This is a genomic window from Corynebacterium sp. 335C (genome assembly GCF_053525695.1).
In genome coordinates, this window is record NZ_JASTTB010000001.1 from 114,830 (window position 1) to 136,561 (window position 21,732).

The 21,732-nt window shown below is 74.4% G+C and carries 18 protein-coding genes and 1 tRNA gene; 8 read left to right on the forward strand and 11 right to left on the reverse strand.

Features of this window, described 5'->3' with window-relative positions; translation table 11 throughout:
• Position 1: 1 nt before the first annotated feature.
• Positions 2–829 carry an undecaprenyl-diphosphate phosphatase gene (locus tag QQS41_RS00505; protein WP_448851919.1) on the reverse strand — a complete coding sequence of 276 codons (828 nt, stop codon included), beginning with the start codon at positions 827–829 and terminating at the stop codon, positions 2–4.
• 143 nt (positions 830–972) lie between these two features.
• Here QQS41_RS00505 and QQS41_RS00510 point away from each other — a divergent pair, with 143 nt between their 5' ends.
• The 3 genes from QQS41_RS00510 (at position 973) to QQS41_RS00520 (ending at position 4,292) form a co-directional block, all read left to right on the forward strand.
• Entirely contained in the window at positions 973–1,917 is a 945-nt protein-coding gene (locus QQS41_RS00510) for an aldo/keto reductase (RefSeq protein ID WP_448850757.1), read from the forward strand.
• 72 nt (positions 1,918–1,989) lie between these two features.
• Complete coding sequence (locus tag QQS41_RS00515; protein WP_448850758.1) at positions 1,990–3,141, forward strand: hypothetical protein; 1,152 nt, start codon at positions 1,990–1,992, stop codon at positions 3,139–3,141.
• Between the two features lie 59 nt (positions 3,142–3,200).
• Positions 3,201–4,292: a quinone-dependent dihydroorotate dehydrogenase gene (locus QQS41_RS00520; protein WP_448851920.1), complete on the forward strand. Its 1,092-nt coding sequence runs from the start codon at positions 3,201–3,203 to the stop codon at positions 4,290–4,292.
• A gap of 178 nt (positions 4,293–4,470) precedes the next feature.
• On the opposite strand, the gene QQS41_RS00525 is transcribed toward QQS41_RS00520, so the two are convergent.
• Complete coding sequence (locus tag QQS41_RS00525) at positions 4,471–5,010, reverse strand: YbhB/YbcL family Raf kinase inhibitor-like protein (protein WP_448850759.1); 540 nt, start codon at positions 5,008–5,010, stop codon at positions 4,471–4,473.
• 204 nt (positions 5,011–5,214) lie between these two features.
• Between QQS41_RS00525 and QQS41_RS00530 the strand changes: the two genes are divergently transcribed.
• Positions 5,215–5,303, forward strand: a tRNA-Leu gene (locus tag QQS41_RS00530).
• A gap of 158 nt (positions 5,304–5,461) precedes the next feature.
• Here QQS41_RS00530 and cls read toward each other — a convergent pair.
• On the reverse strand, positions 5,462–6,955 hold the full coding sequence (cls, locus tag QQS41_RS00535; RefSeq protein WP_448850760.1) for a cardiolipin synthase: 1,494 nt from the start codon (positions 6,953–6,955) through the stop codon (positions 5,462–5,464).
• 309 nt (positions 6,956–7,264) lie between these two features.
• Between cls and QQS41_RS00540 the strand changes: the two genes are divergently transcribed.
• A complete protein-coding gene (locus QQS41_RS00540) occupies positions 7,265–8,818 on the forward strand; it encodes an SDR family NAD(P)-dependent oxidoreductase (RefSeq protein ID WP_448850761.1) in 1,554 nt (517 codons plus the stop codon).
• Between the two features lie 195 nt (positions 8,819–9,013).
• On the opposite strand, the gene QQS41_RS00545 is transcribed toward QQS41_RS00540, so the two are convergent.
• The 4 genes from QQS41_RS00545 to QQS41_RS00560 all read right to left on the reverse strand — a co-directional run bounded on the left by QQS41_RS00545 (position 9,014) and on the right by QQS41_RS00560 (position 14,925).
• Complete coding sequence (locus QQS41_RS00545) at positions 9,014–9,442, reverse strand: cupin domain-containing protein (protein WP_448850762.1); 429 nt, start codon at positions 9,440–9,442, stop codon at positions 9,014–9,016.
• Positions 9,443–9,471: 29 nt separating this feature from the next.
• Complete coding sequence (meaB, locus tag QQS41_RS00550) at positions 9,472–10,602, reverse strand: methylmalonyl Co-A mutase-associated GTPase MeaB (protein ID WP_448850763.1); 1,131 nt, start codon at positions 10,600–10,602, stop codon at positions 9,472–9,474.
• 192 nt (positions 10,603–10,794) lie between these two features.
• Positions 10,795–13,050 carry a methylmalonyl-CoA mutase gene (gene scpA, locus QQS41_RS00555; protein WP_448850764.1) on the reverse strand — a complete coding sequence of 752 codons (2,256 nt, stop codon included), beginning with the start codon at positions 13,048–13,050 and terminating at the stop codon, positions 10,795–10,797.
• A 3-nt stretch (positions 13,051–13,053) separates the two neighbouring features.
• The gene (locus QQS41_RS00560; RefSeq protein ID WP_448850765.1) at positions 13,054–14,925 is read right to left on the reverse strand and encodes a methylmalonyl-CoA mutase family protein; all 1,872 of its coding nucleotides are present in this window, start codon (positions 14,923–14,925) and stop codon (positions 13,054–13,056) included.
• A gap of 255 nt (positions 14,926–15,180) precedes the next feature.
• Here QQS41_RS00560 and QQS41_RS00565 point away from each other — a divergent pair, with 255 nt between their 5' ends.
• Together QQS41_RS00565 and QQS41_RS00570 are read left to right on the forward strand one after the other, a co-directional pair.
• Entirely contained in the window at positions 15,181–15,903 is a 723-nt protein-coding gene (locus QQS41_RS00565; protein WP_448850766.1) for a TVP38/TMEM64 family protein, read from the forward strand.
• Positions 15,904–16,016: 113 nt separating this feature from the next.
• Positions 16,017–16,586, forward strand: a complete 570-nt coding sequence (locus tag QQS41_RS00570; RefSeq protein WP_448850767.1) for a DNA-binding protein — start codon at positions 16,017–16,019, stop codon at positions 16,584–16,586.
• 75 nt (positions 16,587–16,661) lie between these two features.
• Here QQS41_RS00570 and QQS41_RS00575 read toward each other — a convergent pair whose 3' ends face one another.
• The 4 genes from QQS41_RS00575 to QQS41_RS00590 all read right to left on the reverse strand — a co-directional run bounded on the left by QQS41_RS00575 (position 16,662) and on the right by QQS41_RS00590 (position 20,755).
• Positions 16,662–17,705 (reverse strand): glutathione S-transferase family protein, encoded by a 1,044-nt coding sequence (locus tag QQS41_RS00575; protein WP_448850768.1) that lies wholly within the window; start codon positions 17,703–17,705, stop codon positions 16,662–16,664.
• Positions 17,706–17,958: 253 nt separating this feature from the next.
• Positions 17,959–19,308, reverse strand: a complete 1,350-nt coding sequence (locus tag QQS41_RS00580) for an SPFH domain-containing protein (RefSeq protein ID WP_448850769.1) — start codon at positions 19,306–19,308, stop codon at positions 17,959–17,961.
• Positions 19,309–19,310: 2 nt separating this feature from the next.
• Positions 19,311–19,748, reverse strand: coding sequence for an NfeD family protein (locus QQS41_RS00585; RefSeq protein WP_448850770.1), 438 nt, complete (start codon positions 19,746–19,748; stop codon positions 19,311–19,313).
• A gap of 161 nt (positions 19,749–19,909) precedes the next feature.
• Positions 19,910–20,755: a DUF3097 domain-containing protein gene (locus tag QQS41_RS00590; RefSeq protein ID WP_448850771.1), complete on the reverse strand. Its 846-nt coding sequence runs from the start codon at positions 20,753–20,755 to the stop codon at positions 19,910–19,912.
• A gap of 50 nt (positions 20,756–20,805) precedes the next feature.
• Here QQS41_RS00590 and QQS41_RS00595 point away from each other — a divergent pair, with 50 nt between their 5' ends.
• Positions 20,806–21,660, forward strand: a complete 855-nt coding sequence (locus tag QQS41_RS00595) for a hypothetical protein (RefSeq protein ID WP_448850772.1) — start codon at positions 20,806–20,808, stop codon at positions 21,658–21,660.
• The last annotated feature ends 72 nt before the right edge of the window (positions 21,661–21,732 follow it).

Genomic DNA, 21,732 nt, shown 5'->3' on the forward strand with positions numbered 1-21,732 from the left:
CCTACAGCGGCTGCATGACGCCGATGCCCAGCAGCACCATGACGGCGAGGCCGACCGGGATGCGCCAGGCGGCGAACCAGGCGAAGGAGTGGTTGGCGACGAAGCGCAGCAGCCACGCGATGGCGGCGTAGCCGACGGCGAAGGCGATGAGGACGCCGACGGCCAGCTGCGGCAGCGACGCGGCCTGGCCGGCCTCCGGGTTGAACGCGTCGGGCAGGGAGAAGATGCCGGACGCCAGCACCGCCGGGATGGCCAGCAGGAAGCTGAAGCGGGTGGCGACTTCGCGGTCGAGGTTGAGGAACAGGCCCGCGGAGATCGTGCCGCCGGAGCGGGAGACGCCCGGGATGAGCGCCAGGCACTGGGCGAAGCCCATGATGACGGCGTCGCGCATGGTCAGCTCGCCGAAGCTGCGCTTCCTCCTGCCGAACTTCTCCGCGAGGATGAACACGAAGGAGAACAGGATGAGCATCGCGGCGGTGATCCACAGGTTGCGCAGGCCCTCGCGGATGGCGTCCTTGCCGAAGAAGCCGATGAGGCCGATCGGGATCGTGCCGACGATCACCATCCAGCCCATCTTGTAGTCGAAGTCCCGGGCCTCCTTGTTGAACAGGCCCCGGAACCACGCCGTCAGGATCCGCCAGATGTCCTTGGCGAAGTAGACGAGCACCGCGGCCTCCGTGCCCAGCTGGATCACGGCGGTGAACGAGGCGCCGGCGTCCTCGCCCCAGAACAGCTCGGAGACGATGCGGAGGTGGCCGGAGGAGCTGACGGGCAGGAACTCCGTCAGGCCCTGGACGATCGACAGGACGATCGTCTGCATCCAGGTCATGTCTGAGGTGGCGCCGGCCTGGGCCAGCGCGATGGGGGTATCGGTCACGCGGGTCACCCTACGCCCCGCGGCGGCGCCGCCCCAACGGAGCCGGGCCGCGTGTCCGGCGCCCCCGCCCCGCGGCGCCGTCTACCCTCGGACCCGTGCGACGACGGATTCTGGGAGACAGCGGCCTGCGCGTGTCGGCCATCGGGCTGGGCACCGCGACGTGGGGCGCAGGCACCGACGCGACGGAGGCGACCCGCATCATGGGCGACTTCCTCGACGCCGGCGGCGACCTGGTGGACGCGACGCCGGTGCCCGGCGGCGCCGACGCCGAGCGGGCGGTGCGGATGCTCGCCCACGTCCTGGCGCGGACCGGGGTGCGCGACGACGTCGTGCTCACCGCCTCCTCCGGCGTCGACGCGGCCCGGCCCGTCGGCAGGCGCGTCGACTGCTCCCGCAAGTCCCTGCTCGCCGGCCTCGACTCGCTGCTGGCGGGCCTCGGCGTCGACCACCTCGACCTGTGGTCGCCCGGCTACTGGGACGCGGAGACGCCGCCGGAGGAGGTCGCCGACACCCTCGAGCACGCCGTCCGCTCCGGCCGCGTCCGCTACGCCGGCGTCCGCGGCTACTCCGGCTGGCAGCTGGCCGTCACCCACGCCGCCGCCGGGCGCATCCGCCCCGTCGCCGCCCAGCACGAATTCAGCCTGCTGCAGCGCGGCCCCGAGGACGGGCTGCTGCCGGCGTGCGAGTACCTCGGCGTCGGCTTCATCGCCGGCGCCCCGCTGGCGCAGGGCGTGCTGACGGGCAAGTACCGCCACGCCATCCCGGTGGACTCCCGCGGCGCCTCCGAGCACGCCGACGCCGAGGTGCAGGACTACCTCGACGCCCACGGCGCCACCGTCGTCGGCGCCCTGTGCACCGCCGCGGAGGGCCTCGGCGTCGCCTCGTCGGTCGCCGCGCTGGCGTGGGCGCGCGACCGTCCGGGGGTGTCGTCGGTGCTGGCCGGCGCGCGTACCCGCGGCCAGCTGCGGGAGCTCCTCGCGGCCGATGACGTGGTGCTTCCCCCGGCCATCGCGGGCGCGCTGGACGACGTCTCCGCCTGACGCGGCGCCCGCCCGATGATGCCCGGAGGGGTACGGCCGGGCCGGACTCCCCGGGTGGTAGCGTCGGAAGGCGTGAGCAGCGTCAACTGGACACGAACGATGGCGGCCGCGGCGGCCCTGGCGACGGCGCTCGGCACCGCGGCCTGCGCCGGCACCGAGGGCGAGGAGCTGGCGGAGGCCATGGGCAACGCCTCCCCCGCCTCCGCCGCGGAGGTCGCCGCCGACCCCGCCGGGACGGTCGTCCCGCTGCAGGACCAGGTCACCGGGGCGCTGGCCGTCGGCGACCGCATCCTCGCCCGCGCCGGCGACCGGCTGCTGTCCGGCACCCCGGCCGAGCCCGCGATGACCTCCCAGTCGGTTGACCCGGCCTGCGGCCTGCTGGCCCCGTCGTCCGGCCCGGGCACCGCCCTGCTGCCCTGCCCCGACGGCATCCACGTCGTCGCCGGCGACGGCTCCACCACGGGCGTCGTCGGCCGCGGCACCGCCTACTCCGCCGCCGTCGGCCTGCCCGACGGCCGCATCGTCGGCCACCGTGCCGGGGAATCCGCCGTCGACGTCTACGGCTCCGACGGCGAGCCGGCCGCCGACTTCGACGTCTCCCGCCACGGCAGCCAGCTCATCGCCGTGCCCGGCACCCCCGACGGCGTCATGGAGCTCAACATCCCCGAGACCTCCGTCCACGAGGTCCACGTCGACGAGGCCCGCGTCGGCTCCAGCCTCCGCGCCGGCCTCGGCTCCGCCCGCGCCGCCAGCGGCGCCGACGGCACCATCGCCGTCACCGACCGCACCGGCGACCAGCTGCTCATCTTCACGATGACGGACATCATCCGCCTGCACCAGGCGTTCCCGGTGCCCGAGGGCCCGTGGGCCGTCACCGTCGACGACGCCCGCGACCTGGTCTGGATCACCAGCACCGCGCAGGGCCTGCTGACCGGCTGGGACGTCTCCTCCGGCACCGGCGTCAAGGTCGCCGAGCTGCCGCTCGTCGCCGACGCGCAGGCGCTGGCCGACGACGGCGACGGCGGCCTGGTCGCCTACTCCGCCTCCGGCGCCGGCGTCCAGCACCTCGACCGCGCGACCCTCGACGGCGCCATCGCCGCGCGCGAGGAGCAGGCGAACGCCGACCGGGAGCTCATGGCCCCGCGCGAGCCCGTCGACAAGCTGCCCGCCGGCCCCGAGGGCTCCGGCCAGGGCGGCGCGCCGGCCGAGGGGGCGGACAAGTGACCCCCGCGAAGGACTCCGCCGCGGACGGCGCCGGCCGCGCCGGCCGCGATGCCCACCCCGTGCGCACCGCCGCCTACCGCGCCGCGCTGCGCGCCATGTTCCGCATGGACCCGGAGACGATCCACACCTGGATCAACAAGGGCCTCGGCGGCCTCCGGGCCTCCCCGCCGCTGCAGCGGGCGCTCGCCCGCGTGCTGCCGGTGCGCGACCCGCTGCTGCGCCAGACCGTCTTCGGCGTCGACTTCCCCCGCCCGCTGGGCCTGGCCGCCGGCTTCGACAAGTCCGCCGCGGCCGCCGACGCGTGGGCGCCCATCGGCTTCGGCTACGCGGAGCTCGGCACCGTCACCGCCCACGCCCAGCCCGGCAACCCGGCCCCGCGCCTGTTCCGGCTGAAGGCCGACCGCGCGATCCTCAACCGCATGGGCTTCAACAACCCCGGCGCGGGGGCCGTCGCGGAGAACCTGCGGGCCCGCCGCGGCGACGGGGTCATCGGCATCAACATCGGCAAGACGAAGGTGACGCCGCTCGACGGCGCCGTCGACGACTACCGCGCCAGCGCCCGGGAGCTCGGGCCGCTCGCCGACTACGTCTGCGTCAACGTCTCCTCCCCCAACACCCCGGGCCTGCGCGACCTGCAGGCCGTCGAGTCGCTGCGGCCCATCCTCGCCGCCGTGCAGGAGGAGGTCGACGTCCCCGTCCTGGTGAAGATCGCCCCCGACCTGTCCGACGAGGACGTCGACGCGGTCGCCGACCTCGCCCTCGAGCTGGGGCTGGCCGGCATCGTCGCCACGAACACGACCATCTCCCGCGAGGGCCTGGCGACGGACGCCGCCGAGGTCGAGGCGATGGGCGCCGGCGGCGTGTCCGGCCCGCCGGTCGCCGCCCGCTCCCTGGAGGTCCTGACGCGCCTCCACGCCCGCGCCGGGGACCGCCTGACGCTGGTGTCCGTCGGCGGCATCGAGACCGCGGAGCAGGCGTGGGAGCGCATCGCCGCCGGCGCCTCGCTGCTGCAGGGCTACACCGCCCTCATCTACGGCGGCCCCGACTGGATCCGCGACATCCACCTGGGCCTGGCCCGCCAGATCCGCGTCCACGGCCTCGGCGGCATCGCCGACGCCGTCGGCTCCGGGCTGCCCTGGGTCGACGCCTGACCCGTCCCGGCGGGCACGGGCAGGGCCCCGGGCCGCACCGCCCGGACCGCCCGGACCGCACCGGGCGGGCACGGGAAAGGACCCCGGCGGCGCATCGTGCGCCGCCGGGGTCCTCGTCGTCACGCGTCACATGCGCGACCCGGGCCCTGGCGCGGACCCGGGCGCACGCGGCGCGGCGCTACTCGCCGGTGTTCTCCCACCACGGGGTGATGATGGAGCGGGCGATGGAGTGGAAGTACAGGTTGAAGCCCAGCACCGTCGGCGTCGCGTCCTCCGGCACCTCCAGCTCCTCCACGTCCACCGCGTGGACGGCGTACATGTAGCGGTGCGGCGCGTGGTTCGCCGGCGGGTTGGCGCCGTAGTGGCCGCGCTCGCCGGAGTCGCCCTTCAGCTGCACCGCGCCGGCGGGCAGGCTGGAGCCGTCGGCGGCGCCGGCGCCCTGCGCCAGGCCCGTCTCCGACGCCGGGATGTTGAACACGGCCCAGTGCCAGAAGCCGGCCGCCGTCGGGGCGTCCGGGTCGAAGCAGGTGACCGCGACGGACTTCGTGCCCTCCGGCAGGTCGGACCAGTTCAGCTCCGGGGAGACGGACTGGGGCGCGCGGAACTTCTCCTCGATCTGCTCGCCGTCGGCGATGTCCGGGGAGGAGAGCGGGAAGGACGGCAGGTCCTTCAGCGGGGCGTACGGGTCGGGGCCGGGGAAGTTGTTCGGAGTGCTCATGGGCCCCAGTGTGCCGAAACGCGGTGACGCCCGCCACGATCCGCGGCGGATTCCGGGGCGGCCCCGGCCCCGCGCACGTGCGCGCATGACACCGTTGGCATTCCCGATTCGCGGAATGACCTGCGGATTTGTGGCGCGCCCCGCGTTCGGGATAGAGTAACCGACGTTGCACCGCGGGGCCCGCCCCGCGGAGATGCGCACCCTGTCCGGGTGGCGGAATGGCAGACGCGCTAGCTTGAGGTGCTAGTGCCCAATTAACGGGCGTGGGGGTTCAAGTCCCCCTCCGGACACCATGCGGAAACCCCGCGGCTTCGGCCGCGGGGTTTCTTCTTGCGTTGCGACGGCACCCGCCCCGGCGGCCCTCCCCGCGCGTGCGGGGCATGGCCGCGGGGCGGTCGCCGTCGTCACGCGAATCGGCGGCGAGCCGCGCATCGCGCGCGGCGCGCGGGGCCTACTGCAGCGCCGACGTCAGGCGGAACAGGTTGTCCAGGTAGCGCTGCGGCCACGGGCGGCGCTTCCACTCCTCCAGCGTCAGCTCCGTGGAGACCCGGTCGTACTCGTCCGCGATCTCGATGAGCCGCGGTACGATGGAGCCGCGCGTGGCCAGCAGCGTCACCTCGTAGTTGAGGCCGAAGCTGCGCATGTCCAGGTTCGACGAGCCGAACGCCGCGACCCGGTCGTCGACCACCATGAACTTCGCGTGCAGCACCGCCGGCGCCGGGTAGCGCATGATGCGCACCCCGGACTCCAGCAGCATCCGGTAGTACGACGCCTGCGCGTGGCCCACCATGAACTGATCCGACTTCTCGTTGACGTGCAGGCGCACGTCGATGCCCATGTGCGCCGCCGTCGTCAGCGCCATCAGCATCGACTCGTCCGGCACGAAGTAGGGGCTGACGATGATGAGCCGCTCGCGCGCCTCGTAGATGAGGTCGTTGAACACGCGCAGGTTCGGCTCCGTCTGGAAGCCCGGGCCCGAGGGCACCACCTGCACGAGGTTCGTCTCCCCTCCCTCGTCCAGCGGCGTCCGCGCCGGCGTCGGCCGCTGCTGCACCGGCTGGTCGTAGCCCTCCGAGGCCCAGTCGACGGCGAAGACGGCGTCGAGCTCCGTGACCACCTCGCCCGTCAGCTCCACCATCGTGTCCACCCACCGGCGCACGGACTTCCGGTGCGCGCGCTGCTGGTACGCCGACTCGATCATGTTCTGAGAGCCCATGAACGCCCGGTCGCCGTCGACGGTGACGATCTTGCGGTGGTTGCGCAGGTCCGGCCGGCGCCACTGCAGGTGCACGATGCTGATGGGCAGCATCGGGTGCCACGGGATGCCCGCCCGGTTCAGCCGCCGCTTCAGCTTCCGGTAGCCGCGGTACTTGTAGGAGCCGATCGGGTCGACGAGGACCTTCACGTCCAGGCCGCGCAGATGCGCGCGCTCCAGCGCCTGGATGAACGGCTCCGTCGTCTCGTCGAGCGCGAAGATGTACATCTGCACGTGCACCGTCCGCTGCGCGTCGTCGATGGCGCGGATCATCGCCGCGATCGACTCCTCGTAGTTCGTGCGGATGCCGTGGTCGACGCCCAGCACCGCCGGCATGCCGGTGAGCCGCCGGTTCAGCAGGAACGTGCCCCGGATGCCGTCGTCGACGTCGACGCCCTCCGGGATGTCCGGCAGGTGCTTCGTGCGGCGCACCAGCTCGTCGTTCGCCCGCGCCTGGATGCGGTGGCGCCGCCCCGTGATCGCCTGCGAGCCCAGCAGGAGGAACAGCGGCAGGCCGAGGAACGGGATGAGCAGGATGACCAGCAGCCACGCCGTCGACGACGACGGGTTGCGGTTCGCCGGCACCACGCCGACGGCGATGATCTTGATGACGTAGTCCGCCACGACCAGCGCGATCTGCCACCACGTGGGGTCCTGGAACGGGAACCACGAGGGAACCAGCCAATCCACGGCCGCACCGTCCTTCCGTCGTCCGGCGGCGCCGGGCGGGCAGCCGGGCGCGCAGCCCGGCCGGTGGCCGGGCGAGGGACCCGGCGGGTGCCGGGCGAGGGGCCCGGCCGGTGGCCGGGCCCGTGGCCCGCGGCGTCGTCGGCCGCGGGGCCCGCGGCGTGATGCCCCGCGGGCAGCGGGACCCGCGGCGGGATGTGCCGCGGGGAGCATGCCCGGATTCTACGGTGCGGCCCCCGCGGTACAATCCCCCGGTCACCCCGCCCGACGGCCGCCGCCCGCGGCCCCAGCCCGAACCCCCGAGGAGCCCGCGTGCCCGCCGACGCCCCCGGCATCGATCCCGCCGACCTCGCCGTCTGCCTCCGCGTCCTCGAGGAGGGCGGCCGCCTGCCGGCGGAGCACCCCGACGCCGTCACGCTGCAGCGGGCCGTCGGCAAGCTGTTCAAGGACGTCAAGCGCGCCCGCCGCCGCGCGGCCCGCGACCGGCGCCTCGCCGCCGACCGCGCCGTCATCGAGGCGACTGCCACCGGCTCCCCCGACCGCATCGACGACGAGACGGAGGGCCTCGACCTCAGCGCGACGAAGGACTCCGGCGTCGCCGGCGAGCTCATCCGCCCGCAGAACTGCTACGTGTGCAAGAAGCCGTACACGACCGTCGACTACTTCCACCACCAGCTGTGCCCCGACTGCGCCGCCGACAACCGGGCGTGGCGCGACGCGCGCTGCGACCTCACCGGGCGGCGGGCCCTGCTGACCGGCGGGCGCGCGAAGATCGGCATGCACATCGCGCTGCGGCTGCTGCGCGACGGCGCGCACCTCACCATCACCACCCGTTTCCCGAAGGACGCCGTGCGGCGGTTCTCCGCCCTGCCCGACGCGGACGACTGGCTGCACCGCCTCAAGGTCGTCGGCGTCGACCTGCGCGATCCCGCCCAGGTCGTCCGCCTGGCGGACTCGGTGGCCGCCGACGGGCCGCTGGACATCCTCATCAACAACGCCGCCCAGACGGTGCGGCGCTCCCCCGGCGCCTACTCCGGCCTGGTCGACGGCGAGTCCGCGCCGTTGGACCCCGCCGCCGACCGCGCCGTGGAGTGGCTGAGCATCGCCGGGCCCGGCGGCACGACGGCGCTGCACCCGCGGGCGCTGGCCGGCGGGGCGCTGCCGGGCGGCGCGGGGGCGGGCGCGGGCTCCGGCTCCCCCGTCCCCGATGACGCCGCCCTCGTCCCCGGCGACGGCGCGGGCCTGCTGCCGTCGGCCGCCGGGGCCTCCACCGCGGCCGCCGAGGAGCTCGCGCGCGCCGCGATGCTCGCCGGCTCCGCGTCCCTCGACCGCATCGCCGACGGCACCGCCGTCGACGCAGGCGGCCTCCTGCCCGACCTCGTCGACCACAACAGCTGGGTCGCCGCCGTCGGCGCCGTCGACCCCGTCGAGCTGCTCGAGGTGCAGCTGTGCAACTCGGTCGCCCCGTTCATCCTGGTCAACCGCCTGCGCCCGGCGATGGAGGCGTCGCCCGCCCGCCGCAAGTACATCGTCAACGTCTCCGCCATGGAGGGCGTCTTCGGCCGCGGCTACAAGGGCGCCGGCCACCCGCACACCAACATGGCGAAGGCCGCGCTGAACATGCTCACCCGCACCTCCGCCGGGGAGCTGCGGGAGCACGGCATCCTCATGACCGCCGTCGACACCGGCTGGATCACCGACGAGCGCCCCCACGTTACGAAGGAGCGGCTCGCCCGCGAGGGCTTCCACGCCCCGCTCGACCTCGTCGACGGCGCCGCCCGCGTCTACCACCCCATCGTCGCCGGCGAGCGCGGCGAGGATCTCTCCGGCGTCTTCCTCAAGGACTACCGGCCGTCGCAGTGGTGACGGCGGGCGCGGCGCCGCGCGGTTCCCGTCGTCACGCGTGACGACGGCGACCCCTCCCCGTCCCGCCGACCCGCGCGCGGCCACTCGCCCCGGCCCCGCCGGCGGCGCGGCGGCTTCCGCACGACGACGCCCCGCCGCAGCCGGCGTCGATGCTGGCCGCAGCGGGGCGCCGTGAAGTCCCGTGGGATGCGGGGACTAGTGGTCGTGCTCGTTCGGGTCGTTCGCCTCGTCCTCCGGGGTGGCGTGGACGGTGCCCTTGACGTGGTCGGCGGGGCCGTAGATGGAGTAGACCTTCAGCACCTCGTCGCCCTCGTTGAGGACGTTGTGCCACTTGCCGGCCGGGACGAAGATCGCCCAGTCGTCCTCGACGACCTGATCGATGTCCAGGTCGTCCTCCGAGTTGCCGAGCAGCACGCGGGCCTTGCCCTGCTCGACGCGGAGGAACTGATCGTTGTCCGGGTGGACCTCGGCGCCGATCTCGCCGCCCGGCTGGATCGCCATGACGGTCATCTGGATGTGCTCGCCGGTCCAGAGGGTGTCGCGGAAGTTCTCGTTCTCCAGCGTCGCCTTCTCGATGTCCAGCACGTAGGGGTTCGGTCCGTGGTCGGTCAGCAGGTCGGCCATCGCGCATCTCCTTCTCGATTGGGTGTCCGTTACCCCTCCGAGTGTACGTCCGATCGGGCGTCCGGGGCGGGGGCCGGAGCCTTGTCGAACGCCGCGAGGATGCGCTCCGCGCCGAGCGTCGGCGTGATGGTGCCGTCGCGCAGCTGGCCCTCGACCAGGCCGCGTTCGGCGGCGACGTCGCCGTCCTCGTTGAGGCGCTGCAGCAGCGTCTCGTGGACCATCGACCACATCCAGTTGATGCGCTGCTCCGCGCGGGTGACGTCGAAGCGGCCGGCGGCGACCATCGCCTCGTGGTGCCTCTCCACCTCCGCCCAGAACTCCTCGACGCCCTCGAACTCCGTCGCCGACATCGTCAGCACCGGCGGGTTCCAGATGGCGTCCTTCGGGCGGACCAGCTTCATCGCCGTGCGCAGGTCGCGGGCCGCGCGCTTGGCCGGGCGGAGGTTCTGCCCGTCGGACTTGTTGATGGCGATGATGTCCGCCATCTCCAGCACGCCCTTCTTGATGCCCTGCAGCTGGTCGCCGGCGCCCGCCAGCGCCAGGAACGCGAAGCAGTCCGTCATCTGGCTCACCGCCGTCTCCGACTGGCCGACGCCGACGGTCTCCACGATGACGATGTCGAAGCCCGCCGCCTCCAGCACCACCATCGCCTCGCGGGTCGCCTTCGCGACGCCGCCGAGCGTGCCCGACGACGGCGACGGGCGGATGTACGCGTCGTCGGAGGCGCCCAGCTTCGCCATGCGGGTCTTGTCGCCGAGGATCGAGCCGCGCGTCTTCGTCGACGACGGGTCGACGGCCAGCACCGCCACCCGGTGGCCCTTCCCGATGAGGTGCATGCCCAGCGCCTCGATCGTCGTGGACTTGCCGACGCCCGGCACGCCCGTCAGCCCCAGCCGCAGCGACCCGCCGGAGAACGGCACCAGCCGGTCCAGCAGCTCCTGCGCCAGCACCCGGTGGGCGGCGGCGGTCGACTCCAGCAGCGTGATCGCCCGCGCGATGGCGGTGCGGTCGCCGGCTCGGACGCCGTCGAACAGCGCGTCGACGTCGATGCGGCGGCGCACGCGGCGGACCTTCTCCGGCGCCACGGCGGTGCGGCCGGTGATGACGGTGCCGGCGGTGGTGTTCAGGGTGCCCAGCGAGTGCTCGAGGAAGTCGCCCATGGGTCCCTCACTCCCCTCTCCTCGGGTGCGCCGCCCCGCGGGGCGGGCGCGTCGGTGTCGTGCGTCGGTGGCGGCGCATCCCCGCGGCCGGGCCGGACGCGGTGGCCGGCCCGGCCGCGGCGGTGCGCCGCGGGCCCCGGCGTCCGGCCGCCCGTCGCGTCGGGCGGCCGGGCCGGGGCCCCGGCGGGCGCGTCAGGCCCCGAAGGAGCCCTCGGCGCCGTCCGCGTGCTCCTCCGAGCCCTCGACGGTGACGTCGATGCCCAGCGAGTCGCCGAGCTTCGTCAGCATGTCGATGGCCGCGTCGGCGATGACGGTGCCCGGCGGGTAGATGGCCGCCGCGCCGTCGTCGTACAGCTCCTGGAAGTCGCCCGGCGGGATGACGCCGCCGACGACGATCATCATGTCGTCGCGGCCGAGCTTCCTCAGCTCGTCGCGCAGCTCCGGCACGAGGGTCAGGTGGCCGGCCGCCAGCGAGGAGACGCCGACGACGTGGACGTCGGAGTCCACCGCCGAGCGGGCGGCCTCCTCCGGCGTCTGGAACAGCGGTCCCACGTCGACGTCCATGCCGAGGTCCGCGTAGGCGGACGCGATGACCTTCTGGCCGCGGTCGTGGCCGTCCTGGCCCATCTTCGCCAGGTAGATGCGCGGCCGGCGGCCCTCCTCCTCGGCGAACTTGTCCGCCATGGCGATGGCGGTGGCGACGTTCGACTGGGGGCCTCCCACGCCGACCTCCTCCTTGTACACGCCGGACAGGGTCCGGATCTCGGCCTGGTGGCGGCCGAAGACCTCCTCCATGGCGTCCGAGATCTCGCCGATGGAGGCCATTGCGCGGGCGCAGTCGACCGCGAGCTTCAGCAGGTTCTTCTCCAGGTCGCCGGGCTCGCCCGGGTTGGCGCACGCCTCGGTGAGGCGGCGCAGGGCGGCCTGGCAGGCCTCCTCGTCGCGCTCGGCGCGCAGCCGCTCCAGCTTTTCGTGCTGCTCGCGGCGGACGCGCGTGTTGTCGACCTTGAGGACCTCGATCGCCTCGTCCTCCTCGACCTGGTACTTGTTCACGCCGATGAGGGCCTGGCGGCCGGAGTCGATGCGGGCCTGGGTGCGGGCCGCGGCCTCCTCGATGCGCAGCTTCGGGATGCCCTCGATGGTGGCCTGAGCCATGCCGCCGGCCTCCTCGACCTCCTCGATGTGGCCGCGGGCGCGCTCGACCAGCTGGTGGGTGAGCCACTCGATGTAGTACGAGCCGGCCCACGGGTCGACCGGGCGCACCGTGCCGGACTCCTGCTGCAGCAGCAGCTGGGTGTTGCGGGCGATGCGGGCGGAGAAGTCCGTCGGCAGCGCCAGCGCCTCGTCCAGCGCGTTGGTGTGCAGCGACTGGGTGTGGCCCTGCGTCGCGGCCATCGCCTCGATGCAGGTGCGCGCCACGTTGTTGTAGACGTCCTGTGCGGTCAGGGACCAGCCGGAGGTCTGGGAGTGGGTGCGCAGCGAGCGGGACTTCGGGCTCTTCGGGTCGAACTTGTTCACCAGCTCCGACCACAGGATGCGGCCGGCGCGCAGCTTCGCGATCTCCGTGAACGTGTTCATGGAGATGCCCCAGAAGAAGGACAGGCGCGGGGCGAACTTGTCGATGTCCAGGCCCGCGTCGAGGCCCGCCCGGATGTACTCCACGCCGTCGGCCAGGGTGTAGGCCAGCTCCAGGTCGGCCGTCGCGCCGGCCTCCTGGATGTGGTAGCCGGAGATCGAGATCGAGTTGAACTTCGGCATCTTCATCGAGGTGTACTCGAAGATGGACGAGATGATCCGCATCGACGGCTTCGGCGGGTAGATGTACGTGTTGCGGACCATGAACTCCTTGAGGATGTCGTTCTGGACCGTGCCGCGCAGCTGCTCCGTCGGGACGCCCTGCTCCTCGGCCGCGACGATGTACATCGCCATGACCGGCAGGATCGCGCCGTTCATCGTCATCGACACCGACACGGCGCCGAGGTCGATGCCCTCGAACAGCTGCCGCATGTCGTAGATGGAGTCCACGGCCACGCCGGCCATGCCGACGTCGCCCTGCACTCGCGGGTTGTCGGAGTCGTAGCCGCGGTGGGTCGCCAGGTCGAAGGCGACCGACAGGCCCTTCTGGCCGGCCGCGAGGTTGCGGCGGTAGAAGGCGTTGGACTCCGCCGCCGTGGAGAAGCCCGCGTACTGGCGGATGGTCCACGGCTGGTTGGTGTACATCGTCGGGTACGGGCCGCGCATGAACGGCGGGGTGCCCGGGAAGGAGTCGACGGGGTGGCCGTCGGCGGCGACCGCGTCGCGGTCGGCGCGGACGTAGACGCGGCGGACGTCGATGCCCTCCGGGATCGTCATCGTCTCCTCGCCGTGGGCGGCGTCCGCCGCGGCGGCGGCCTGCCCGGCTGCGGCGTCCGTGCGGGGCACGTCCGCGAAATTGGGGATGGTGCTCATGGGTTACGCCTCCAGCAGGTCGAGCAGGCGGGACAGTTCCGCGACCGCGTCGATGGTCATGGTCAGGTAGCCGTCGGGGCGCGAGGCCTCCGGGGCGTCCGCGAAGATCTTCTCCGGGCCGGCGAGGAGGACCTCCTCCGCGCCGGCGGCGCGGGCCGCGTTCACGGCGGCGACGCCGGACTCGGCGTACTCCGGGTCGGCGCCGCACAGGACGACGACATTCGTCGCCGCGGACTCCGCGAAGGAGTCCTCGCCGGGGACGACCTGGCCGGGGTTGACGGCCTCGATGCCGCCCGAGGCCAGCAGGTTGGTGGCGAAGCCGGTGCGCACGTTGTGCTTGGCCAGCGGGCCCAGCGGCAGCAGGGTGACCTGCGGGCGGCGGCCGTGCTCCTCGAGGAAGACGTCGGAGCGGTCGCGCAGCGCCTCGAAGTCGGCGGCCCAGCGGCGGATGTTCTCCGTCTCGCCGCGGCGGTCCGCCGGCAGCGGCGCCTCGCCGAGGTTCGGGAACTCGTTGATGGCCGTGACCTTGGTGCGGCGGTGGGCGATGTCGGCGCGGCGCGTCTCGTGCGCCGCGTCCAGCTCCTCGCGCACGTGGTCGGCGGCGACGACGAGGCCGCCGCGCTTCTCGACGTCCGCGAAGATGGTCCACGCCCGGTCGGCGACCTGGTCGGTCAGCTGCTCGACGTAGTACGAGCCGCCGGCCGGGTCGGAGACGAAGCCGAGGTGCGACTCCTCCAGGAGCAGCAGGTTGGTGTTGCGGGCGATGCGGGTGGCGAAGGAGCGGGAGACGTTCGGCTGGCCGCCGGGGATGGCGTTGTCGAACGGCAGGACCTCGACGCTGGTGGCGCCGGCGACGCCGGCGGCGAACGCCGCGACGGTGCCGCGGAGCATGTTCACCCACGGGTCGCGGCGGCTGTACATCACGGGGGCGGTGACGGCGTGGAACGGCGGCGGGGTGGCCTCGTCGACGCCGGAGACCTCCAGCACGCGGGCCCACAGGGCGCGGGCGGCGCGGAACTTCGCGATGGTCTGGAACTGGTCGTCGGTGGCCGACAGGCGGAAGACCAGCTGGTCGGCGGCCTGCTCCGCGGTCAGCCCCGCGTCGACGAGGGCGCGGAGGTACTCGACGCCGGCGGCCAGCGCGAAGCCGATCTCCTGGGCGTCGGTGGCGCCGCGGTTGGAGAAGGCCACGCCGTCGACGGTGATGGCGCGGGCGTCGCCGTCGCGCTCCGCGGCGCGGACGGCCAGGGCGACCGCGTCGTCGAGGGAGACGGCCTCCGAGCCGATGACCGGGGCGGTCAGCGGCGCCAGGCCCGCCTCGACGCGGGTCAGCGCGACGTCGCGGCCGGAGCCGTCGACGAAGGCGAAGACGGCCTCGGCGGCGGCGACGCCGTCGGCGCCGGCCTCCACGGCGATGGGCGCCATGTCCGGGTAGACGCCGTCGAGCAGCTGGGCCACGTCATCGGCGCCGAGATCCCCGGTCAGGTCCAGGCGGACGGAGGTGGTGCCGTTGGCCATCGCCGACAGCAGCGTCTCGTTGACCTCCTTCGCCGTGCCGCCGAAGGACCCGAAGGTCTCGCGGACGTCCCAGCCGGCGGTGTCGGCCGGCTTCGGCGCGGCGCCGCGGACGAACGGGAAGGCGCCGGGCACCGGCGCCTCCGGCAGATCGTCGGCCCGCGTGTACAGCGGGTTGACGTCCACCCCGTCGTAGGTGGTCTTGATGAGCTTGCGCCACACGTCCAGCGGGACGTCGGCGACGTCCTTCCTGCTGACGCGGGCGAAGACCCCGGCGACGGCCTTGTGCCAGGCCGCCTGCCGGTCGTCGAAGTCCGGCGGCAGGGGCGTGCCGCCGGCGGGGGCCGTGTCGTTCGTCACGTCGGACCTTCTCCCTCGTGTTCGGTTGTGCCACCGTCGGCCGTCCCCCGTCCCGCGGGCTGCGACCACCCGCGTCCGGGGCGCCGGGCGGCGTCCTCCATGTGCCGGGGGACGCCCGGCGTCCGCCCCGGTCGGGGCGTTCATGCGGGCGTCCGCACCTGTCGACCATGGTAGGCGCGTCCGGGGGCGGCACGCCCCGGCGCGCCCAACCCCCTGGTCACCAGGCACCCCGTTATAGGGGGTAGCGTCACCCGGGTGACGTCCTCCTCCGACCGCGCGCAGAGCCCCGATCGCCCCCGCCGCCGCGCCGCCGCCCGCATGGCGGTGCTGGCGCTGCTGGCCGTCGCCGGCGTCGTCGCGTGGCTGACGCTGGACGTGCCGGACGCGGCGGAGCTGCGCCGGTGGGCGGAGGCGACGGGCGCGTGGTTCCCGCTGGTGCTCTTCGCCGCCTACGTGGGGTTCACGCAGCTGCCGGTGCCGCGGACGATCTTCACGGTCAGCGCCGGCGTCCTCTTCGGCCCGGCGTGGGGGCTGGTCCTCGCCCTGGCGGCGACGGGCGTGTCCGGCGCCCTGTCGCTGACGGTCGTGCGGTCCCTGGGCCGGGAGTGGGTCCGCGCCCGCGTCGACGGCCCCTTCCTCCGCGACGTCGACCGCCGCCTGGAGCGCCGCGGCTGGCTGGCCGTGGGCAGCCTGCGCCTCATCCCGGGCGTGCCGTTCTCGCTGCTCAACTACGCGTGCGCGATGACCCCGGTCCACGTGGTGCCGTTCACCGTCGCGACCGTCCTGGGCTCGGCGCCGGGCACCGCCGCCGGCGTCCTCGTCGGCGACACGCTCACCGGCGAGTTCGACTGGCGCGCCGTCGCCTTCCTCGCGTCGCTGGTGCTGGTGGGTCTGGCGGGTCTGCTGCTCGAGTCGCGGCTGCCGTCGCCCTCCCGCGATCGGGTGCGTGACGACGTGCCCCGCGACGCCGCCGCCTGATCCCGGCGCCGGGGACGCGCCGTCGGCGGCACCCGGCCGGACCCGGGGGCGGCGCCGGATCCGCCCCGCGCGTCGCGGGCCCCGTCGTCAAGCCCCGTGCGTAGACTCGGGGCATGTACTGCGTGCACGCCCGTTACCGCGGACGCGCGGACGACCGGGCCGGCCTCGTCGCCGCGTCCGCCCGCGCGCTGGCCAAGCTCGACGGCGTCGACGGCATCGAGGTCGTCGGCGACGACGCCCTGTCGGCCGCCGCCCCGACCTCCGTCGGCGCGACGACGCTGACGATGGCGCTGCTCGCCGCCGGCGACTGGACCGCCGGCATCGGCATCTCCCCCGCCGGCTCCACGGACGCCGCCCGCGTCGCCGCCGCCGGGGTCATGCGCGCCGCCCGCGGCCCCGTCGTGCGCACGCGCATCCGCTCCGACGACCCGGCGGCCGCGGAGCTCGCCGACGACGTCTCCGCGGCGTTCACGCTGCTGCACCACGTGATCTCGCGCCGCTCCCCGGAGGGCCGCGAGGCGACGAACCTCATGCGCGCCGGCTGGTCGCAGGTCGAGGCGGCGGAGGACCTGGGCATCAGCAAGCAGGCCGTCAACCAGCGCCTCGCCGCCGCCGGCTGGCACGCCGAGGAGGCCGGCTGGGCGCTGGCCGTGCACCTCCTGGACCGCGCGCTGGAGATGTGACGGCGCGGGCCGCGCGGCCGTGCGGCCCGCGGCCCGGCGTCGGGGCGGCGGCGGACCCGGTCCGCCCCGTCCCCGCTACCGCGCCGGCGGCCAGGCGACGTCCGGCGCGGTGCCGTCGCCGAACGAGGTGCCGCCCAGCTCCTCGCGGCCGTGCGGGGTGAACCAGTTCGCCAGGTCCGGGCCCTTCGGCACGATGCCGGTCGGATTGATGTCCAGGTGCACCTCGTAGTAGTGCGACTTGATCTGGTCGAAGTCGACGTTGTTGCCGAAGCCCGGGGTCTGGAACAGGTCGCGGGCGTAGCCCCACAGCGCCGGCATCTCCGTCAGCTTGTTGCGGTTGCACTTGAAGTGGCCGTGGTAGACGGCGTCGAAGCGCACGAGCGTCGTGAAGAGGCGGACGTCGGCCTCCGTGATGTGGTCGCCGACGAGGTAGCGGCGCGTCGTCAGGCGCTCCTCCAGCCAGTCGAGGGCGGCGAAGAGCCGGTCGAAGGCCTCGTCGTGGGCCTCCTGGGAGCCGGCGAAGCCGACCCGGTACACGCCGTTGTTCACCTCGGTGAAGACGCGGCGCATGACCTCCTCCATCTCCTCCCGGTGCTCCTCCGGCCACAGGTCCGGGGCGCCCTCGCGCTGGTGGGCGGTCCACTCGGAGGCGAAGTCGCGGGTCATCTGGTCGAAGTCGTTGGTGACGACCTCGCCGGTGGCGACCTCCACCATCGCGGGCACGGTGATGCCGCGGGAGTAGTCCGGGAAGCGCTTCAGGTACGCGTCGCGGAGGCGGTGGATGCCCAGCACGAGGTCCTTCTCCCTCTCGTCGAGGTCGAAGGTCCACGACAGCTCGTCGTGGGTCGGGCCGGCCAGGCCGAGGGAGAACGCGTCCTCCAGGCCGAGCAGCTGCCGGTCGATGATGGCGCGGTTGGCCCACGGGCACGCGTAGGCGGCGATGAGCCGGTAGCGGCCGGGCTCGGCGGCGTAGCCGTCGCGGCCGTCGGCGGTGATGCGGGTGTCGATGTAGCGGGAGTCGCGGCGGAACTCCTTGCCCTTGTCGACGTAGACGCCCGGCGTCGAATGCGGGTCGCGGTCCTCGTTCGGGGTGGAGGCGGACTGGGTGCTGTCGGTCATGGGCGCCACTATAGGTGACACGTCAACACTGGGCAAGGCCGGTCCCGTCCCCGCGGCGCGGAAGGCGGCCCCGCACGGCCGGGCCCGCACGTCCGGCGTGGCGCGGTCCGTCCGCGCGGATCCCTCCCCGGACACGACGACGGCACCGCGGCCGGAAAGCCGCGGCGCCGTCGCCCGCGCGCATCGGGCGCGGTGCCGCGCGGGTGGCGTCGTCACGCGATGCGCGACCGCTCCCCGCGCGAACCCGGGGGCGTCAGTTCCCGCCCGGGGTCCACGGGCGGTCGCCGCCCTGCGGCGGCAGCCACGCGGACTCGCCCTGCGCCGCCGGACCCGGCTGCGCACCCGGCGTCTGCTGCTGCGCGCCCTGCCCGATGGCGCGGGCGTCGCCCTGCGCACCGTCGGCGCCGGCCTGCGGCGTGACCTTCGCGGCGCGGGCGGCGGCCTGGTCGGCCTCCGCCCGGTCGGCGGGCACGCCCTCCGGGACGTTCTGCCGCGACGCCGTCACCGGGTCGTCGACGGAGCGGTTGGCGACCTCGGAGGCCGCGGCGACCGCACGGGCGATCTCCGGAGAGGTGGAGGTGTCGAACCAGTCCTCGTCGTCGCCCTCCTCGGCCTTCCGCAGCGTCGCCGCGTCCGGCTCCGGGGCCTCGTAGCGGAACACCCCGTCCTCGCCGGCCTTGCCGAAGGCGCGGGCGAAGGACTCCAGGGAGTCGCCGAACTGCGACGGCACCATCCACACGGAGTTGCCCTCGCGGTTGGCCAGCTCCGGCAGCGTCTCCAGGTAGCGCCACGCCAGGATCTCCGGCGTCAGCTCGGAGGCCTTGATGGCGGCGTTGACCTTCCGCAGCGCGCGGGCCTCGCCCTGGGCGCGCAGGTAGGCGGCGGCGCGCTCGCCCTCGGCGCGCAGCATCATCGCCTGCCGCTCGCCCTCGGCGCTCAGCACCGCGGCGTGCTTGTCGCCCTCCGCCGCGAGGATCTGGGACTGCTTGCGGCCCTCGGCGGTCTTGATCTCCGCCTCCCGGGTGCCCTCCGCGGTGAGGATCATCGCGCGCTTCTCCCGGTCGGCCTTCATCTGCCGCTCCATCGCCTGCTGGATGGTCGGCGGCGGATCGATGGCCTTCAGCTCCACGCGGGCGATGCGCAGGCCCCACTTCGCGGTGGCCTCGTCCAGCTCCCCACGCAGGCGCCGGTTGATGTACTCGCGGGAGGTCAGCGTCTGCTCCAGCGTCAGGCCGCCGACGACGTCGCGCAGCGTCGCCGTCGTGATCTGCTCGATGCCGAAGATGTAGTCGGCGACGCCGTAGATGGCGCGCGCCGGATCGTTGACCTGGAAGGTGACGACGGTGTCGATGTCGACCGTCAGGTTGTCCTGGGTGATGACCGCCTGCGGCGGGAACGTGACCATCCGCTCGCGGGTGTCCACCCGCTCGCGGACGCGGTCGATGAAGGGCACGAGGAAGGTGAGGCCGTTCTGCACGGTCCGCGTGTAGCGGCCGAGCCGTTCGATGATGGCTGCCTCGCCCTGCGGCACCAGCGTCACCGACTTGGCGACGACGACGATGACGAGGACGACGATCAGCGCGAGGACGATGAGTCCGACCATGGCTAGATCTCCTTGTCGACGATGGCGGTGTTGCCGTCGATGACGACGACCGTGACCCGGGCGCCCTCGGGGAATCCGGCCCCGCCGGGCAGCGCCCGCGCCGACCACAGCTCGCCGCCGAGGCGGACGATGCCGGCGTCGGCGCCGACGGGCTCCACGACGATCGCGCCGCGGCCGGCGAGCTGCTCCGGCGTGGACTCGACGCGGTGATCGGGGCCGGCGGCCAGGCGCCTCTTCAGCGGCGGCCGGACCAGCAGCATCAGCAGCGCGACGGCCACCGCGAACACCGCGATGACGCCCCACAGCGGCAGTCCCGCGAAGGCCGCGCCGGCGGCGATGAGCGCCGCGATGCCGAGCATGAGCATGGACAGGTCGCCGATCAGCACCTCGCCGATGATGAGGAGAAGTCCTGCGATGACGAAAACTATTGCCGGGGTCACGCCGCCCAGGGTAGCCAAACCCCGGTTGCCCGGCCGGGTATCCGGCCGAGACGCGCCCGGGCGCGTGCCGCGGCCGCGGCTCCCGCGGTGGTGCGTGACGACGCCCCCCCCGCCCGCCGCCGCGCCGCCGGCGGCGCGCGGGGGCCGGGTGCGGCGGCCGCTCAGGCCCCGGGCTCGGTGACGAAGTCGACGAGGCTCTCGACGGCGCCGAGCAGGCTCGGCTCCAGATCCCGGAAGGACTCCACGGCGTGGTAGACGCGGTGCCAGCCCTCGCGGGTGTCGCCCCAGCCGAGGCGGCGGCACACGCCGGTCTTCCAGTCCTCGCCCATCGGGACCTCCGGCCAGGCGCGGATGCCAACCGACGCCGGCTTCACCGCCTGCCACACGTCGACGTAGGGGTGGCCGGTGACCAGGACGTGGGGGCCGAGGGACTGCGTCATGCGCGACTCCTTCGTCCCCTCCACGAGGTGGTCGGCGAGGACGCCGACGCGCCGGCCCGGGCCGGGGCCGAACTCCGCCAGCGCCTCCCCGAGGTTGTCCAGGCCCTCGAGCTGCTCGACGACGACGCCCTCCACGCGCAGGTCGTGGCCCCACACCTTCTCGACGATCGCGGCGTCGTGCACGCCCTCGACCCAGATGCGGCTGGGCAGCGCGACCCGCGCCTTCACGTCGGCGACGCGGCGCGAGCCGGAGGCGGAGCGCTCCAGGCGGGGATCCTTCGCGGCCGGCGCGGGGCGCACGAGCGTGACGGGGCGGCCGTCGATGAGGAAGCCCTCGGGCTCCATCGGGAACAGGCGCACCCGGCCGCGGCGGTCCTCCAGCCGGACGTGGTCGCCGCCCGGCGCCTTCTCGACGCCCACGACGGCGCCGACCCACGAGCCGTCGGCGGTCTCCGCCACCAGGCCGTCGTCGGCGGGGACCTCCGGCACCTCCGGGACGCGGGCGCGGCGGTGCGCCTTCGCGCCGCCGAGCGGATCGGATCCGGAGTACCTGTCGTGGAAGCCCATGGGCGACGAGGTTACCGCCCGCGCCGCCGCGCCCGGTAGCGTGGCGCGGCATGAGCGAACCCCGGAGCGTCCGCACCGTCGTCGACGAGGTGTGGAACCCCACCCAGCACGTCGCGCTGTGGCTCGGCGCCTGGGTCACCGGCCACGCGCAGGCCGACTTCGTCCTCGACGCGCTGGAGTCCCTCGGCCGCCGCCACGAGGTCGACCTGTCCGACGCGTGGGTGCCCGACGCCGTCGCCGACGGCCCCGCCGGCGCCGGCGGGCTGATGCGCATGGTCCGCGCGGTCACCGACGGCGCCGAGCCCGGCCCGGAGGCCGAGCCCCCGGTGCGCCTGGTGCTCTCCGGCCCCGGCGACGTCCCCGCCCTGCCCGCGGGCACGGACTGCGCCCGCGAGGCGGCGGCCGCCGGCGCCGCCATCGTCGTCGCCGACGCCGAACCCGGGTGGCACCACGTCCTGGTCCCCCGCCTGCGCCGCGACGACGGCGGCCCGCTGGTCCGCTGGCGCTGGTTCACCCTCGAGGGCCCGCTGCCCGCGACCGCGCACCTGTCCCCCGGCGAAGTCGACCTGCTGCTGGCCGACGCCACCCGCGACGCCGCGCGCACCATCGCCGCCGCCCACCCCGGCGGCCACGCCGCCTCCGCCGCCGGGGGCTTCGATCCGCGGCTGACGGTCGGCACGCTCACCGACCACTTCGACCTCGTCGCCCTGCCGGACGCCCTGCCGCGCCGCGCCGGCGGGGTCCTCGCCCGCGCCGACCGCGTCGCCGCGATCCTCGCCGTCGCCTCCGGCGGCGACGCCGGCGCCGTGCTCGACCCGCACCTCACGCCGCTGTGGCGGCCGGTGCGTCTGGCCCGGATGGCGGCCGTCGAGCACGCGGTCCGCGAATGGGTGGGCGTCTTCTAGCGCCCCCGCATCGCGCACGGAAGGAGAGGCGCCGCCCGCCTCGGGCGGCGCCCCTCCCCCATGCCCCGCGGC

What these genes read in the sequence shown, in the direction of transcription:
- QQS41_RS00505 (WP_448851919.1), bottom strand. Translation starts at nt 829, where the DNA reads ATGACCTGGATGCAGACGATCGTCCTGTCGATCGTCCAGGGCCTGACG.
- QQS41_RS00525 (WP_448850759.1), bottom strand. Translation starts at nt 5,010, where the DNA reads ATGAGCACTCCGAACAACTTCCCCGGCCCCGACCCGTACGCCCCGCTG.
- QQS41_RS00545 (WP_448850762.1), bottom strand. Translation starts at nt 9,442, where the DNA reads ATGGCCGACCTGCTGACCGACCACGGACCGAACCCCTACGTGCTGGAC.
- meaB (WP_448850763.1), bottom strand. Translation starts at nt 10,602, where the DNA reads ATGGGCGACTTCCTCGAGCACTCGCTGGGCACCCTGAACACCACCGCC.
- scpA (WP_448850764.1), bottom strand. Translation starts at nt 13,050, where the DNA reads ATGAGCACCATCCCCAATTTCGCGGACGTGCCCCGCACGGACGCCGCA.
- QQS41_RS00570 (WP_448850767.1), top strand. Translation starts at nt 16,017, where the DNA reads ATGTACTGCGTGCACGCCCGTTACCGCGGACGCGCGGACGACCGGGCC.
- QQS41_RS00575 (WP_448850768.1), bottom strand. Translation starts at nt 17,705, where the DNA reads ATGACCGACAGCACCCAGTCCGCCTCCACCCCGAACGAGGACCGCGAC.
- QQS41_RS00580 (WP_448850769.1), bottom strand. Translation starts at nt 19,308, where the DNA reads ATGGTCGGACTCATCGTCCTCGCGCTGATCGTCGTCCTCGTCATCGTC.
- QQS41_RS00590 (WP_448850771.1), bottom strand. Translation starts at nt 20,755, where the DNA reads ATGGGCTTCCACGACAGGTACTCCGGATCCGATCCGCTCGGCGGCGCG.
- QQS41_RS00595 (WP_448850772.1), top strand. Translation starts at nt 20,806, where the DNA reads ATGAGCGAACCCCGGAGCGTCCGCACCGTCGTCGACGAGGTGTGGAAC.